The sequence below is a fragment of the Amphritea sp. HPY genome (genome assembly GCF_050870985.1).
Lineage (GTDB): Bacteria > Pseudomonadota > Gammaproteobacteria > Pseudomonadales > Balneatricaceae > Amphritea.
Genome location: NZ_CP194015.1, coordinates 1,676,310 through 1,691,987, shown reverse-complemented (window position 1 = coordinate 1,691,987; position 15,678 = coordinate 1,676,310). Strand labels below are relative to the sequence as shown.

The following is a 15,678-nucleotide window of genomic DNA, read 5'->3' as shown; positions in this document are numbered from 1 at the left end:
CTTATTCGGCCTGTTCTTTGACGCGAACTGCCAGTACGTCGCAATGAGCCCCATGCAGTACACCGTTGGCAGTAGAGCCAAGTAAAAGAGCTAAGCCGTGTCGGCCATGGCTACCGACGACGACCAGATCACAGTTTTGCTCATCAGCGATTCGATGAATCTCAGTTTCAGTATGACCCGACACTACTAGTTTTTCTTTTACCGGGTAATTGAGAGCCTTGCTGTAGGTTTCCATCTTACTGTGAGCATGTTCATCCAGTTGATCCTGGATGGCGGTCAGATCCATAGGAACGTCACCACCATAAGCAAAGCTCAATGGCTCAATCACGTGAACCAGAGAGAGTTCAGCCTGGCAGTTTTCTGCCATCTGGCGAACTTTACCAATCAATTGATTGGATTCCTCTGACAGGTCAACCGCGAGCAGGATATGTTTGTATAGACTCATCTGGATCATCTCCGTATTGGCTTATGTATAAGAGACTAGCATAAGCAAAATGATATTAAGTGTGACCGGTGTCAACCGGATAACGAGGATTTTGAAATGAAGTGGGCAATTATTGTTCTGATTATGATGTCGCTGTTGGGCTCAATGATGTGGGTGATGCCAAGTAAGCGGCAAAAACTTCAGGCAGAGTTGCGCTTAAAAGCTTCAAAGCTTGGTTTTAATGTTCAGATGATACGTTTAACGCCACCAAGGGCCGCCGGCCAGGTTGAGCCGGAAGTCTATATGGCAACTGCCTACCGCTTGCCACGCTTCAATCTGGAAAAAAATGAGCGGGACAGCTTTGTTGCCTGGCAAATATTCAGGCAGACAGCAGTTGCCGACGAAGGATTACCTGAAGGTTGGAGCTGGGGTGTCGGAGAACGTAAGCTCAGCGAAATTCAATTGGCGCGGTTGGGTCAGTTGATTGCTCAGTTGCCCGTAGGGGTTGATTCGATTGAGTCGACACCGGTCCATTTCAGCTTGTTTTGGGATGAACGGGGACGGCTTGAAGATCTGGAGCAGTTTAAAGTCATGATGCAGGAATTTATCGATAATAAATTTTAAGTTGCTGAAGTTTAATAGGTGAAGTAATGACAGATATAAAAAACGGCTTGTATCGCCATTATAAAGGTGCCGAATATGAGGTTCTGCATACCGCTCGCCACTCTGAAACAGAGGAATGGCTGGTGGTCTATAAGCAGTGTTACGGTGATCGGGCGGTCTGGGTCAGACCACTCGATATGTTCACCGGTCAGGTAACAACGGCTGAAGGGTTGCTGGTAGAGCGCTTTGCGTTTATTACTCAGTAATCGCGCCACTGTCCTGTTTAAGTTCAGCTAGTGATGAAGCCAGGGTGCTGGCTGCCAGTGCGCTGCTGGGACGGGCTTTATTGAGTAACGTTCGGATATGGTCAAGATGTGGCTGTTTCTTACGCTGAGGGACGTTGGTCCGGGTTATGATCGCTTTGGCGTGTTTGTAATGTGACATAGCGATCAGCTTATCGTCCCGTTCGAGGTAGTGATTGCCCTGGGCAATATGGGCATCGGCGAATACAGTAACGTGCAACCAGTAGAGATCCTGCTGAAACTGTTTAGCGGTACTGACTGCCAAAAAACCTTGCTTGGTCATCTCGATGAGGATTTTTTCAGCATGCTGAATATAGATCTGAACGCGTTTCAGCGAGCGGTCGTTACTGAATCCCCCAGGTACCGGGCTGAGACGGTCAGTGTTCTCTTTTTGCGTGCTTATCTGCTCCAGTATCGGTGACTCGGGGGCAAGTAGGGCGATATCCTCAATCATTTTTACTGTGTATTGAGAGATCTTCTCGATAATTTCTTCACGGCAGTTTGCTTCGCGAAGTACCGCAAGGGTGTTCAGCGCGTCCTCAGAATGGTGTTGCAGGTAATTTAATCGTTTTATTCGGCGCTCTTCCCGTTGCTCTTTAGATGCGATAAAAAAGTTAATTAGCAGTGCGGTTAAACCGACTGCTGCAATAATAATGATAAAAATCAGGTTGTCTTGCAGCATATTCTCAGGTAGTTGTATTTATAGGACGAATAGAGATAGGGCATAAGTGGTATGCCCTGTTATGGTTAAAATATACCTTTATTGGTGGCAGTTCATAAAGTTAAAAAGTGTTTTTTTTTAAGCGGATGCTTGACCAAGGTACCAGCAGCCCTTATATATGCACCCTGATTTATGTTGCCAACCTTATCCCTAAGGATTGAATTTGTATGGGAAAATCCCTAGTAATCGTCGAATCACCGGCAAAAGCCAAGACCATCAATAAGTATCTGGGTAATCAGTTTGTTGTTAAATCCAGTGTTGGTCATATTCGGGATCTCCCGACCAGCGGCTCCGGTGCGGCAACCAAAAGTGATCCTAAAGAGCGCGCCAGACAGGCCGCTATCACGCGTAAATTATCGCCGGAAGATAAGATTCGCCATAAGGCAAAGAAAGCAAAAACACAGTTGATTGCCCGGATGGGCGTCGACCCTGAGCAGGACTGGAAAGCGCAGTATGAAATTCTGCCAGGCAAGGAAAAGGTCGTTGATGAACTGAGACGACTGGCCAAAGATGCTGACACTATCTATCTCGCGACCGATTTGGATAGAGAGGGGGAGGCGATCGCCTGGCACCTGCGTGAAGCGATCGGCGGAGACGATGATCGATATCGCCGGGTGGTGTTTAACGAGATCACCAAAAAAGCGATTCAGGAAGCGTTTCAGCAGCCAAGCGATCTTGACCTGAACCGGGTCAATGCGCAGCAGGCTCGCCGTTTCCTTGACCGTATTGTTGGTTACATGGTGTCACCGTTATTGTGGGAAAAGGTTGCCCGAGGCTTGTCCGCCGGACGTGTTCAGTCGGTTGCCGTGCGTCTGTTGGTGGAGCGTGAAAAAGAGATACGCAGTTTTATCCCGGAAGAGTTCTGGGAAATTCATGCTGACACGCAGACCCCGGATAATAATTCGATCCGTTTTCAGGTAGAGAAATATCAGGGTGAAGCCTTCCGTCCGGTTAGCGAGACGGAAGTTAAGTCGCACCTTGATCAGCTGAGCAGGCTGGAGCTGAAAGTAGCCAGTCGCCAGGACCGGCCTACCAGTAGTAAACCTTCAGCTCCCTTCATTACTTCAACACTGCAGCAGGCAGCAAGTACCCGACTTAGCTTCGGTGTTAAAAAGACCATGATGCTGGCCCAGCGTCTCTATGAGGCGGGCTATATAACTTACATGCGTACCGACTCCACCAACCTGAGTGGTGAAGCAGTTGCGACTTGCCGGGATTATATTAAGGAAAACTTTGGCACTAAGTACCTGCCGGAGGATGCCAACCTATACAGCAGCAAGGAGGGTGCTCAGGAGGCTCACGAGGCGATTCGCCCTTCCGATGTCACCATAGAGGCTACATCGTTAAAAGGTATGGAGCGTGACGCTGAGCGCTTGTACGAGCTTATTCGTCGCCAGTTCCTTGCCTGTCAGATGATGCCTGCTTTGTATACCAGCAGCCGTATCACAGTAAATGCTGGCGAGTTTGAATTGCGAACCAAAGGGCGTATTCTGCGATTTGACGGTTATACCCGGGTGATGTCTGCGCAAGGTAAAAGCGATGATATTATCCTGCCGGAAGTTAAATCCGGCGATCTGCTGACACTTGAACAGTTTGATCCAAAGCAACATTTCACCAAGCCTGCACCGCGTTTTACAGAAGCAAGCCTGGTACGAGAGTTGGAGAAACGGGGTATTGGTCGTCCATCGACCTATGCATCAATCATCTCTACCATTCAGGATCGCGGCTATGTCGAGGTTCAGAATCGCCGTTTCTATGCCCAGAAAATGGGCGATATTGTTACTGAAAGGCTGGTGGAAAATTTCACCGACCTGATGGATTTCAGCTTTACCGCCAGAATGGAGGAGTCGCTGGATGATATCGCGACTGGAAGCGCAGATTGGAAGGAATTGCTGAATCAGTTCTATGATGGTTTTATTTTCCGTCTTGAGCAGGCGCAACATCCTGAAGATGGTATGCGCCCGAATGCGCCGACTGAAACCGATATTCCCTGTACCAGCTGTGGTCGGGTGATGACGATTCGAACGGGTACGACCGGGGTATTCCTGGGTTGTTCAGGCTATGCATTACCACCAAAAGAGCGCTGTAAAACAACCATGAACCTGGTGCATGGCGATGAAGTGGTCAGCGTCGACGGTGATGATGAGGAAGAATCACGCATTCTGCGTAATAAGCACCGTTGCAAGATCTGTGATACGGCGATGGATAGCTACCTGATCGATGAGCAGCGAAAATTGCATATTTGCGGTAATAATCCGGATTGTGCAGGTTTTGAAGTCGAGCAGGGTAGCTACAAGATCAAGGGTTACGACGGTCCGGTACTGGATTGTGATAAATGTGGTGCCGAGATGCAGCTCAAGACAGGCCGTTTCGGCAAGTTCTTCGGTTGTACTGCTGAGGGCTGTAAAAATACCCGTAAGCTACTGAAAAATGGAGAGGCCGCGCCGCCTAAGATGGATCCTGTTGCAATGCCTGAGCTGGCTTGTGAAAAGGTAGAGGATACCTACGTATTACGTGACGGGGCTTCGGGTTTGTTCCTGGCTGCCAGTCAGTTTCCGCGCAAGCGGGAAACCCGTGCGCCTAAAATCAGTGAGCTATTGCCACATCAGGCAGAGATCGATCCGAAATACAGTTTCTTGTTTTCCGCACCGGTGCAGGATGATGAAGGTAATCCATCTATTGTTCGCTATAGTCGCAAAACTAAAGAGCAGTACGTGATGACTGAGGTCGAGGGTAAGGCAACAGGCTGGCGGGCATTTTATAAGGATGGTAGCTGGCTTGCGGAAAGTGCAAAAGCCAAAAAAGCGCCTGCTAAGAAAGCAGCTACCAAGAAAGCGCCTGCTAAGAAGTCGCCAGCGAAGAAAGCTACAGCAAAGAAGAAAGCTGACGAATAAAAGGTATTCGAACAGCTTAATCGGGAGAGCTTAATGAGTGGTGTGTACTTAGCAAGAACTAATCAAAAGCTTAACTTCACCCGGATTCACCTGGAAGCGCTGAAAAGCGCTCAGTCATCGACGGGATGGAGTAAGCATGCGCAGATCGAGTCATACAATGAGTCGGTGCTGTTTCATATGGTTTCAGCTTATAGCGCGTTCTTGAAAGAGATTGCGGAGCAGTACCGTTTTGATGCTGAGCGTATCAGTAAGTTGAAAGAGTTGGTGGAGCAGATGGAGGCGCAGGGGTTGGAAGCGCCTGAAGTCGGTGAACTGCAGGAGTTGCAGTTCAACCCCCGTAGCTGGTTACATCATCTGCTTGCGGCGTACAAAGGCTGCTGGCGGGCGGAAGACCATCAGCAGTCCGCGGCTAAGGCAGAAAGTATTTCTGAAATCCATGTTATGCAGATCAACCCGGATCACGCTGAAGATGCCGATATAATCAAGGAGTATCAGGCCTGGTTTGATCAGCTTCGGGCGCTTATAGAGCGTCTGCGAAGCGGTATGCAGGAATGGTGATAAGCCATCACAGTGATAGAGCAGAGACTGAATAGAGAATAACAATGCCAGATATGTTTCTTGAGATAGTTGAATTGGATGATGGTGAGATAGCGCTGAGAAAAGCCGATTCTGACGATGAGCCGATTATGCGGGTGAATTTTTCTGATCACATACTTGAGCAGTTGCACGAACAGCATATCGATGTTGCTAAGGTAATGCTGACTGCCGGAATTCATATGATATCTGATATTAATCAGAAATCGGAAGAGGGTCAGGCCTCTGATGGGTCTTCAGATAATACAGATGATCTCCGGCCCAAGGTGATTCACTGATTATCTGTTTGTACAGCTAAAAAAAACAGCGCTTCTGGCGCTGTTTTTAGTTGTACTCAAAGAGCAGGAGAGGCTGCAATGATAAGGTATTTAGTCATTCCGCCCGCGGATGACAATGCCGTGGCTGGCACCGTTTAGCGCTGCAGACTCAAGATTTTTCAATTCTTGATTGTTGAGCATACCTGGCCAGGTGATAACTGCGTGACAGGTGCCTGCCTGAAGTGCCTGGCAGGCCAGATCATAGGTTGAATGGTTCTGGTCTGGCTGGAGTAACATAACTTTGTTGAGATCGATTCCTGCAGCCTCTAGCAGGGCCTTGGGCAAGGTGGCTGGCGGAGCGATCCAGGCAAACCAGCGATCATCTTTGCTGAGTTGTGCAAGCAGTGGCAGCAACATCGTCATCTGCTCGAAATCGTTATTTTGTAATACGATCTCGGTTATTTTCCCGGCCAGTCCTGAATGAGGCTTAACTCTTACAGTTTCCGGTCGCAAAAGGGCTGCCGGCATAGCGGTATTTAGATTAACGCTGTTTTCTACTTGCAACATGTTCTTATCCTCTTCTGATAACCCCGACACCAAGGCCTTCAATTGAGAGTTCTTGCTGTTCCAGATCGACAACAATTGGTTCAAACTCTTTGTTTTCTGCGATCAGATAGATCAGCTTTCCTTCCCGTTTAAAGCGCTTAACGGTGACATCGTTATCCAATCGTGCAACAACAATCTCTCCATCTTTGGCGGTCTGGCACTGATGTACTGCAAGCAGATCTCCATCCATAATGCCAACGTCTTTCATACTCGTACCGCGTACCCGTAACAGATAATCAGCAGGGGGGTGAAAGAAGTCAGAAGCAATGGTAATCCGGTCTTCTACGTTTTCCTGCGCCAGTATAGGTTCACCGGCAGCAACCTGGCCCACTATCGGCAGACCGCTATCTTCATCGTCGAAATTTGGAATACGTATGCCACGTGAAGTGCCAGCGATCATCTCAATAGCACCTTTACGGGCAAGCGCTTTAAGATGTTCTTCCGCAGCATTGGCTGATTTAAAACCAAGCTCGCGAGCGATTTCTGCGCGGGTAGGTGGATAGCCAGTGGTTCGGATGTAGTGTTTTATGCAATCAAGTACATCTGTTTGGCGTTGTGTCAGTTTCATGATCGGCTCTGTTTTTTTATACAGTAGCTGTAACTATATACAGTATTTTATATTTGTAAACATTTTTATGTTTATATATCCAGTATTATTGGTAGAATGGCCGCAGAATAAGAGCTGCAGGTGTGTCGTGTGCTGACAGAAGAGTTGAAACAAGAGATTCAGGGTGCTTACCGGCGCTTTCTGGAAAGCCGTCAGTTGAAACCACGTCGTGGTCAGAAACAGATGATTGCTGAGGTTGCCAAGGTGCTGGGTAATATACTCACCGACGACAAAAGTCATCGTTTGGGTGAAAAGCATGTCAGTGTCATTGAGGCGGGTACCGGCACCGGTAAAACTATCGGTTATCTGCTGGCGGTTATCCCTATAGCGAAAGCCCTGGGTAAGAAAGTTGTGCTTTCCACTGCGACAGTGGCGTTGCAGGAACAGTTGCTGCATAAAGACCTGCCAGAAGTTCTTGAGCACACAGGTTTGTCGCTATCGTTTGGTCTGGCCAAAGGTCGCGGCCGGTATTTCTGTATTAATAAAGCTGAACAACATCTCGATTCCCATGGTGCGACAGGGCAGCAGGCGTTATATGAAGATGAAGTTGCACTACGCCTGGATGATGAAACCGTTGAGTTTTATAAATCTCTGCTTAATGAGTTTGCCTCAGGGCGCTGGGATGGTGATCGGGACAATCTGGTACAGGAAATCAACGATCAGGATTGGTATCCGCTGACCAGCGACCATCTGCAATGTACCAATCGACGCTGTAGTAACTTTGGTGCTTGTAGTTTTTTTAAAGCGCGACGTGAACTTGATCAGGTTGAATGCGTGATCGCCAACCACGATATTGTTCTCGCGGATCTGTCTCTCGGCGGCGGTGCGATTCTCCCTGAGCCTGCCGAAACTATCTATATCTTTGATGAAGGCCACCACCTATCCGATAAGGCCAGCGGTCATTTTTCGTTTTCGTTACGTTTAAAATCCACCGTGCGCTGGTTGTCATCTACCGCTAAGCAGTTAACCAAAATGACAGAGCAGCTAGGCCAGCCACAACTGCTATGTGACTATGTTCGGCAGCTGCAAAAGCCAGCGGAAGATCTCGATGTTGTGTTAACTAACTGGGCTGAACTGGTCAGGCCACAGCTGCTTGATGATAGTCGGGGACGGAATATTGAGCGGCTGCGCTTTCCCGGTGGTGTATTGCCAGATGAGATGCGTCAGTTTGGCCTTCAGGTAGAAAATCTTGCTGCACGTCAGTTCAAGAAAATGGAGATGATTCTTGATCTGTTGAAGGAATCGCTGGACGGTGAAAACGGTTCGATAGACAAACAACAGGCCGAACAGTGGTATCCCCGGGTCGGGATGATGGTTGCTCGCTATCAGGGGATTACCGGTCTGGGGCGCAGTTTTGGTCATGTCGATGAGGAGAATGCCACACCAACCGCGCGCTGGATTAATCTGGTAGAAACCGCGCAGGGATATGATTTTGAATGTCGCAGTGCACCTGTTTCTGCGGCACAGATGTTGGCGCATAATCTGTGGCAACACTGTTTTGCTGCTGTCGTTACATCAGCGACACTTACCGCATTAGGCAAGTTCGACCGGTTACTTGCCGATCTGGGCCTGCCTTCTGAAACGGCCTGTTACTCATTGCCTAGTCCGTTCGATCACTATAATGCTGCCGAATTGCATATTCCGGCGATGAAGGCAGAAGCAAATAACGCTGAACAGCATACCGAAGAGGTGATTGAATACCTTAACCGGGAGTTAGATCCGGCTGCGGCGACCCTGGTTTTGTTCAGTTCGTGGCGGCAGATGCGATCAGTGCTTGCCAGTCTGGACGAAAAGCTAAACAATAAGGTGTTGTCGCAGGGTGAGCTCAGCAAAAATGAGATTCTGAAACGCCATAAGCAACGTATTGATGAGGGTGAGGGAAGCATGATCTTCGGTCTGGCTTCTTTTACCGAGGGCGTTGATCTGCCCGGTAATTATCTGACAGAAGTGATAATTACCAAGTTACCGTTCAGTGTGCCGGATGACCCGGTAGATGCCACTATGGCTGAATGGATTGAACAACGTGGTGGCAACCCATTTATGGAATGGTCAGTACCGATGGCATCAGTGCGCCTGACCCAGGCGGCAGGCCGACTACTACGAACAGAACAGGATAGTGGTCGCATAGTGCTATTGGATCGCCGGGTAATCACCCGTCGCTACGGCAGGCAGTTGTTAGATACACTGCCGCCATTCCGCAGAAATTTTAGTTGACCGTCAGTAATGCCGGATAAGGTAATACATTGATTAAGAATATATTAAAGCGTGAAGCTGCTCAATCAGGTCAAGAACAACAGCCTGCTGCCGGAAATGCTGTACCGCTCAGTGAAACAAAGCCTGAAGTAGCTAACAAAAACAAAGCTGTGAGCTCAAAGAAGAGCTCTCAAAAAGCGGCTTCTCAAGCATCCTGGACCCGGGATCAGTTTGTTGTTCCTGCGGTTGAAGGCAAGACCCGTTTCCATGATTTCGATCTGCCTGAAGATGTGATGCATGCTATCGCCGATCTTAACTTTCAGTATTGCTCTGAAATCCAGGCTGCGACCCTGACAGAATCATTGGAAGGCAAGGATATGATCGGCAAGGCGCAGACGGGTACTGGTAAAACTGCCGCCTTCCTGATCAGTATCATTACCGATCTGGTTGACTTTCCGCTCGATTATAAGCGCGGCAAAGGTATCCCCCGGTCGTTAATTATTGCTCCGACACGTGAGTTAGCATTGCAGATCGCCTCAGACGCTGTAGAGACTGCTAAATATTGTGATCTGAGTGTGGTGTCACTGGTTGGCGGGATGGACTATGAAAAGCAGCGCAGGCAATTGGCAGCCCGTCCGGTCGATATTCTGGTCGCAACTCCGGGACGACTAATCGACTTTGTTCGCTCTAAAGATGTTGATCTGGGTGACGTTGAAGTGTTGGTGCTGGATGAAGCGGATCGGATGCTGAGCATGGGCTTTATTCCCGATGTTCGCACGATCATCCGTCACACACCGCGTAAAGGTGATCGTCAAACGTTACTCTATAGTGCGACATTTACTGATGACGTGATGAACCTGGCTCAGCAATGGACCACGGATGCGGTAACGATAGAGATCGCTCCGGAAAAGAAGAGTACTGACTCAGTCACTCAGCAGGTTTTTCTGGTTTCCCGGCAGGATAAGTATAAATTGCTTCGAAACTTCATGCAGATTAATCAGCTGGAGCGGGTCATTGTGTTTGGTAACCGTCGTGATGAAACCCGGCGGCTGGCTGAGCGCTTGCAGAAAGACGGTCTGGCCGCGGCGCTGATGTCCGGCGAGATTGCCCAGCAGAAGCGTGTCAAAACTCTGGATGATTTCCGTAACGGCAAAATAAATATACTGGTAGCGACCGATGTTGCAGGTCGTGGCATCCATGTTGATGGTGTCAGCCACGTTATTAACTACTCCCTGCCTGAAGATCCGGATGATTATGTGCACCGTATTGGGCGTACAGGGCGAGCGGGTAGTACCGGTACATCTATCAGTTTTGCAACCGAAGACGATGCCTTCCTGTTGCCAGATATCGAAGCCGAAGCCGGTGTGAAAATGGAATGTATCTATCCAGATCCTAACTTACTGGAAGCGGTCTGATCCGGTGTCAGCTGATCAGGGTCGCAGATAATAAACAGGTAGTTGAATGGTTATGACGCAATCGGACCTTAGTTCGTTAAGCCTCAGTAATCGTTATCTGCAGCTACCTGAAGAGTTCTACAGTCGGCTGCAGCCGCAGCCGCTGAAAAATCCCGGTTTAGTCGCTTTTAGTACATCCGCAGCGTCTCTGATAGGACTCGATCCATGTCAGGTCCGTGAGTTGGAGCTGAGCGTTTTGTTTTCCGGCCATCGGTTGCTAAAAGGGAGTGTGCCGCTTGCTACGGTCTATTCCGGGCATCAGTTTGGCGGTTATTCAGCTCAGCTTGGCGACGGTCGGGCATTGCTTCTTGGCGAAGTAGCAGCGCCGGATGGGCAGTTGTGGGAGCTGCAGCTGAAAGGTTGTGGGCGCACCCCCTACTCGCGCCATGGTGACGGCAGGGCCTCTTTACGCTCGGTTATTCGTGAGTATCTCGGCTGCGAAGCGATGGCTGCGCTGGGTATCCCTACCACGCGGGCGTTATGCATAATCGGCAGTGAGACACAGATCTACCGTGACTCTATCGAGTTTGCGGCCGGTATGCTGCGCCTTAGTCCCAGCCACATTCGTTTTGGTCATTTTGAGTACTTTTATTACAGTCGCCAGGCGGAACAGTTAAAGCGTTTGGCCGATTTTGTAATTGAGCATCATTACCCTGCATCTCTTGCGGCAGAGAACCCCTATCTTGATCTGTTTCAACAGGTTGTTGAACGCACTGCGACTTTAGTAGCTAACTGGCAGGCGGTTGGTTTTTGTCATGGGGTTTTAAATACCGATAATATGTCTATTCTGGGCCTGACACTGGACTACGGCCCCTTTGCTTTTTTAGATGACTATGATCCCGGATTTGTCAGTAATCGTTCTGATGAGTATGGTCGTTATGCTTTCGGGCAGCAGCCCTCTATTGCTCTGTGGAATTGTGTGTGCCTTGCTCAGACATTAAGTGGTCTTGTCCCGAAAGCTGGCCTGGAGGTGGTTTTGGGGCGGTTTGAGGCGGTCTATGCAGTAGTCTATACCGACTTGATGCGCAGCAAACTTGGTCTTGCTGATAAGCGACTGGGGGATCCACAATTGATTCAGGATCTGCTGCAATTGATGGCTGGAGACGGTGTCGACTATAGTCGGGCTTTCGCCTTGCTCCAGCACGAAAGTGATGCTGGCAATAAGGGCTTTTCTGAACTGTTTTCTGATCAGTCAGGAATTACTGGCTGGCTGCAGCGTTACCGGGCCAGAATCGAATGTAAAAAGCTACGTGTTGAGATTATGGCGCGCAGTAATCCTCGTTACATACTTCGTAGTTATCTGGCGGAAGAAGCTGTACGCAGAGCGTATGATGGAGATCATAGTGAAATAGTAAAGCTGCTGTCCGTACTCAGATACCCCTATCAAAATCAGGATTTCGGGATATACTCTCAGGCAACTCCTGAATGGGGTAGAAATCTATCGATCAGTTGTTCATCCTGAGGTGATAAGTGGATAAACATAATACCGGACGGATCAGTCGCATATTGGGCGCTTTGGTCAGTCTTTTTTTCTTAGCGGTGGCTTTTGCCGGTTATCAGAAGACCGGTGATATAAAGGTCGCAATGTTGTTTGTAGTGCTGGCGGTAATTGGCTTTTTTATCGTCAAGCTGTTGTTTGCGGGGGTCAATAAATTGCTAGACTCTCTGGATAATAGCCGCAGTTAGTAACAGATAAGTAACAGTCAAAACAGATAAGGAACTTTCACCATGGTGAATGGCGTCAGTGTAACCGTATTGGGCGGTGGTAGTTTTGGTACAGTAATAGCCAACCTGATCGGTGATAAAGGCTTGCCGGTCAAGCTTTGGATGCGTGACAGTAACAGGGCGGCAGAAGTTAATACGGAGCGGATGAATAGCCGTTATCTGCCCGGACGCAAGCTGTCTGATCTAATTGAAGCGACCTCGGACCTGGAGTATGCCCTGGCCGACTCTGATATCGTATTTATCTCTATTCCCAGTCAGTCCTTCCGTGCTGTGACGCAGCAGGCTAAAGTCTATCTCAAGCCTTCTCAGATCGTGGTTAGCACTACCAAAGGAATTGAAGCAAAAAACTTCAGTCTGATGAGTCAGATTTTGGCTGAAGAGCTGCCAGATAACCGGATAGGAGTATTGAGCGGTCCTAATCTGGCTAAAGAGATAGTGCAAAAACAGCTTACAGCGACAGTGGTGGCAAGTGCAGATGACTCTGTGCGTAAGGCTATTCAGGCGGCGATGCACTGTGCTTACTTCAGGGTCTATGCCAGTTCAGATATGTATGGCGTGGAGCTTGGTGGAACGTTGAAAAATATTTACGCGATCGCTTCTGGTCTGAGTTCTGCACTCGGTATGGGGGAGAACACTAAGAGTATGCTGATGACCCGCAGTCTGGCTGAGATGAGCCGCTTTGCGGTACAGCTTGGTGCTAATCCTATGACTTTTCTGGGGCTTGCCGGTGTTGGCGACCTGATAGTCACCTGTTCTTCGCCACTGAGTCGAAACTACAGGGTTGGTTACGCTTTGGGTGAAGGCAAAACCCTGGAGCAGGCGGTAGAGTCGTTAGGTGAGGTGGCAGAGGGAGTGAATACCCTGCGTTACGTTAAAGAAAAAGCTGATACTCTCGGTGTGTATATGCCGCTGGTTGCCGGTTTGTATCAGGTTGTGTTTGAAAATGCACCGGTGTCCGAAGTGGCAAAGACGATGATGCTCAGCACTCAGAGTAGCGATGTGGAGTTTCTTCTGCCGCGTGATAGCGACTGATGCGACTGCTGTTACTGCGCCATGGTGAGGCTGGCTTTGATGCGCCATCCGATTACGAACGGCATCTCACCCGTGGTGGCGTTCTGCGATTGCAGGCAATGCTTAATACCGCCGCCGGTGAGCTGTCATGTGTGACCCGAATCGTACACAGCCCCTATTTGCGTACTGTACAAACGGCAGATCTTGTACAGCAACAGAAGCCTGCACTGTTGCATTCGCTGGAGATTCTTACACCAGACTCTTCCCCGCAAGCGGTGATCGACTGGTTGTCTCAGCAGAAAGATGAGTCGCTCCTGCTGGTGACCCATCAGCCGCTTATCGGCTATCTGGTGTCTTTGCTCTGCGAGGGAGATCTTACACGCCCTGAGCCGATGCAGCCCGGGGCGATGGTTGTTATTGATCTTGAGGTGCCGGCTGCGGGGTTGGGGCGGCTGCTGAGACGGTATTAATTGCCGTCGATTCTGGTTTGTTAATCACTTCATAGATCTTCGTCTGTGCCTGGTTCAGTGTGTTGCTTGTCGGGTATATCGCAATGCCCCGGTCGATTATCAATCCGGCCTGTTTCTTCTCTCCTATTGCCAGATAAGCTCTTGCAAGATCGATATACAACTGTTCGATGGGACGATACTCGATAACAGGCTCGGCCCATTCAATAAACTTAGGCGCGAAGTCGTTACTTTGATTATTCAGGTCTCTTAATAGCAAAGTGCGCATAAGGTATAGCTCGGCGTCGTCCCGAAAATAGAAATTCTCCAATGCTGTTTCCAGGTGTGCCGGTTGCGACATCCTGGATTGCAGGAATCGCACAATGCCTGAGTTGGCCGCCAGTGCCTGAATCATGAATAAGCTTGTCAGTAGCAGTACTGTGATTGACGTTGTTGCAATGGTTACCGTCGCTGCGCGGCTGAGTCGAAGCTTACTCTGTTTACGACGGTGGCGAAGTATTATAAATAGCAGGGTCAGCAGCAGGAACCAGTGGATGTTGCTGATATAAAAGGGTAGTTCAACCTGGGTGTGCAGTAGTATCGGGCAGAGCAGGGCCAGATAGGCAAGGCCACGACGCCAACCACAGTTAAAGGCTGCGACCATAATGGTCAGTGCGGTGATAAGTATTCCCGCAATGGCCAGGATGCCACCCTCGATCAGCCAGAAAAACAACTCGTTGTGGGGGTGGCTAAGTCGTTGTGAAGGGAACAGGGCATTTGGGTGCGCAGCCAGGTATTCTACTTTTTTCTCGTGCCATACTTTCTGGAAACTACCGATACCGTGCCCAGCTATTGGAGCTTGCAGAAACAGATCCAGGGATATAGCGTAAATGTTCTTACGTGAACTGGCGCCTTGTACGGCAACACCTTGCTCTTCATTAGTGATAATATCCTGAAATTTCTTACCTGAGCGCTCAAGTCCTTCCTTTCCGGCAAAACCCGCGCCTATAAAGAGTATGAGTGCAATAATGAGCAGCTTTCTATTATTCAGTAATTGCCGGTAACGACTGCAGGTAATCAGTAGTAAACCCAGAATTGCCGCGAGTAAGCCGACCCTGGATCCGGCATAAAAGACCAGAAAGCTACTGAGCAGGATTGCCAGCAGAATAATCAATCGGGTGCTTAAAGATTGGCTGCGACCTATAGGTCTGCTGAGAAGATAGACGCCAATGAGGAGTGCGCTGGCCTGAAAGCTGGCCAGTAGATTTATCTGCTGGAAAATACCGTACGGCGCCCATCCCATTCTCGGAGCCCTGAATTGGGAGAAAAGCTGTGGCCAGAATATCTGACTGATGGCGTACAGGGCGTGAACAATGCCCGCTATCAAAATAATGAGTAATAGCTGCTCTGTCTGGCGGAATGTAAAACGAAACTGAAACAACGCCAGCAGGAAAAAAAATCCAGCCAGTATATATAGTTGTCGGAATACCCATTCTACGGGTAGAAAGTTTTCCACGATAAAGCCGCTGGCTATTATGCCTACCGGCATCGCTAGCAGAGCCAGCAGGGCCGTCGGATATTCAATGCTTCCGAGTTTCAGCATGGCAAATGTTGCGCAGCAGATAATCAGACTGGCTGTGATCCACACCGTGCTGTTAAATGTGATCGAGAGGCCTTCTCCGCCCAGGTTAGGTTGAAAGAAGAGAGAGGCGGGCAGGAACAGTACCGCCAGTAATATTAATCCGCTACGTTGTATCTTCAGCAGGCTGTCTGGCTTGGGTTGGGCCATCGTGATTCCTTATGCGTCCATGCTTAACTAATTGTGATAAAAAGAAAAAACA

The 15,678-nt window shown here is 49.1% G+C and carries 16 protein-coding genes; 11 read left to right on the top strand and 5 right to left on the bottom strand.

Going from position 1 to position 15,678, the window contains the following annotated elements:
* Position 1: 1 nt before the first annotated feature.
* Entirely contained in the window at positions 2-445 is a 444-nt protein-coding gene (locus ACQUQM_RS07645) for a universal stress protein (RefSeq protein WP_432473890.1), read from the bottom strand.
* A gap of 96 nt (positions 446-541) precedes the next feature.
* On the opposite strand from ACQUQM_RS07645, the gene ACQUQM_RS07640 reads away from it, so the two are divergent.
* Together ACQUQM_RS07640 and ACQUQM_RS07635 are read left to right on the top strand one after the other, a co-directional pair.
* Entirely contained in the window at positions 542-1,048 is a 507-nt protein-coding gene (locus ACQUQM_RS07640) for a hypothetical protein (protein WP_432473889.1), read from the top strand.
* A 26-nt stretch (positions 1,049-1,074) separates the two neighbouring features.
* On the top strand, positions 1,075-1,293 hold the full coding sequence (locus tag ACQUQM_RS07635) for a DUF1653 domain-containing protein (RefSeq protein ID WP_432473888.1): 219 nt from the start codon (positions 1,075-1,077) through the stop codon (positions 1,291-1,293).
* On the opposite strand, the gene ACQUQM_RS07630 is transcribed toward ACQUQM_RS07635, so the two are convergent.
* Complete coding sequence (locus tag ACQUQM_RS07630; RefSeq protein WP_432473887.1) at positions 1,283-2,011, bottom strand: DNA topoisomerase I; 729 nt, start codon at positions 2,009-2,011, stop codon at positions 1,283-1,285. The two genes, ACQUQM_RS07635 and ACQUQM_RS07630, sit on opposite strands and share 11 nt — an antisense overlap.
* 206 nt (positions 2,012-2,217) lie before the next feature.
* Between ACQUQM_RS07630 and topA the strand changes: the two genes are divergently transcribed.
* Genes topA through ACQUQM_RS07615 form a run of 3 tightly spaced genes read left to right on the top strand, consistent with a single transcriptional unit; the run spans position 2,218 to position 5,816 of the window.
* Entirely contained in the window at positions 2,218-4,944 is a 2,727-nt protein-coding gene (topA, locus tag ACQUQM_RS07625) for a type I DNA topoisomerase (RefSeq protein ID WP_432473886.1), read from the top strand.
* A gap of 33 nt (positions 4,945-4,977) precedes the next feature.
* A complete protein-coding gene (locus ACQUQM_RS07620; RefSeq protein WP_432473885.1) occupies positions 4,978-5,502 on the top strand; it encodes a DUF6586 family protein in 525 nt (174 codons plus the stop codon).
* Between the two features lie 44 nt (positions 5,503-5,546).
* Positions 5,547-5,816: a hypothetical protein gene (locus tag ACQUQM_RS07615; RefSeq protein WP_432473884.1), complete on the top strand. Its 270-nt coding sequence runs from the start codon at positions 5,547-5,549 to the stop codon at positions 5,814-5,816.
* A gap of 90 nt (positions 5,817-5,906) precedes the next feature.
* Here the strand turns inward: ACQUQM_RS07615 and ACQUQM_RS07610 are convergent, their stop codons facing one another.
* On the bottom strand, positions 5,907-6,362 hold the full coding sequence (locus ACQUQM_RS07610) for a cell division inhibitor SulA (RefSeq protein ID WP_432473883.1): 456 nt from the start codon (positions 6,360-6,362) through the stop codon (positions 5,907-5,909).
* Positions 6,363-6,366: 4 nt separating this feature from the next.
* Positions 6,367-6,969 (bottom strand): transcriptional repressor LexA, encoded by a 603-nt coding sequence (gene lexA / locus ACQUQM_RS07605; RefSeq protein ID WP_432473882.1) that lies wholly within the window; start codon positions 6,967-6,969, stop codon positions 6,367-6,369.
* A 129-nt stretch (positions 6,970-7,098) separates the two neighbouring features.
* Between lexA and dinG the strand changes: the two genes are divergently transcribed.
* From dinG to sixA, 6 genes are all read left to right on the top strand, one after another.
* Positions 7,099-9,222, top strand: coding sequence for an ATP-dependent DNA helicase DinG (gene dinG / locus ACQUQM_RS07600; RefSeq protein WP_432473881.1), 2,124 nt, complete (start codon positions 7,099-7,101; stop codon positions 9,220-9,222).
* Between the two features lie 149 nt (positions 9,223-9,371).
* The gene (gene rhlB, locus ACQUQM_RS07595; RefSeq protein WP_432474808.1) at positions 9,372-10,616 is read left to right on the top strand and encodes an ATP-dependent RNA helicase RhlB; all 1,245 of its coding nucleotides are present in this window, start codon (positions 9,372-9,374) and stop codon (positions 10,614-10,616) included.
* A 46-nt stretch (positions 10,617-10,662) separates the two neighbouring features.
* Positions 10,663-12,117 carry a protein adenylyltransferase SelO gene (locus tag ACQUQM_RS07590; RefSeq protein ID WP_432473880.1) on the top strand — a complete coding sequence of 485 codons (1,455 nt, stop codon included), beginning with the start codon at positions 10,663-10,665 and terminating at the stop codon, positions 12,115-12,117.
* Between the two features lie 8 nt (positions 12,118-12,125).
* The gene (locus ACQUQM_RS07585; RefSeq protein WP_432473879.1) at positions 12,126-12,341 is read left to right on the top strand and encodes a hypothetical protein; all 216 of its coding nucleotides are present in this window, start codon (positions 12,126-12,128) and stop codon (positions 12,339-12,341) included.
* Between the two features lie 42 nt (positions 12,342-12,383).
* Positions 12,384-13,412 (top strand): NAD(P)H-dependent glycerol-3-phosphate dehydrogenase, encoded by a 1,029-nt coding sequence (locus ACQUQM_RS07580; protein WP_432473878.1) that lies wholly within the window; start codon positions 12,384-12,386, stop codon positions 13,410-13,412.
* Entirely contained in the window at positions 13,412-13,861 is a 450-nt protein-coding gene (gene sixA, locus ACQUQM_RS07575; protein WP_432473877.1) for a phosphohistidine phosphatase SixA, read from the top strand. The genes ACQUQM_RS07580 and sixA overlap by 1 nt, the downstream gene beginning before the upstream one ends.
* Here the strand turns inward: sixA and ACQUQM_RS07570 are convergent.
* Positions 13,806-15,626, bottom strand: coding sequence for a Wzy polymerase domain-containing protein (locus ACQUQM_RS07570; RefSeq protein ID WP_432473876.1), 1,821 nt, complete (start codon positions 15,624-15,626; stop codon positions 13,806-13,808). The two genes, sixA and ACQUQM_RS07570, sit on opposite strands and share 56 nt — an antisense overlap.
* Between the last annotated feature and the right edge of the window lie 52 nt (positions 15,627-15,678).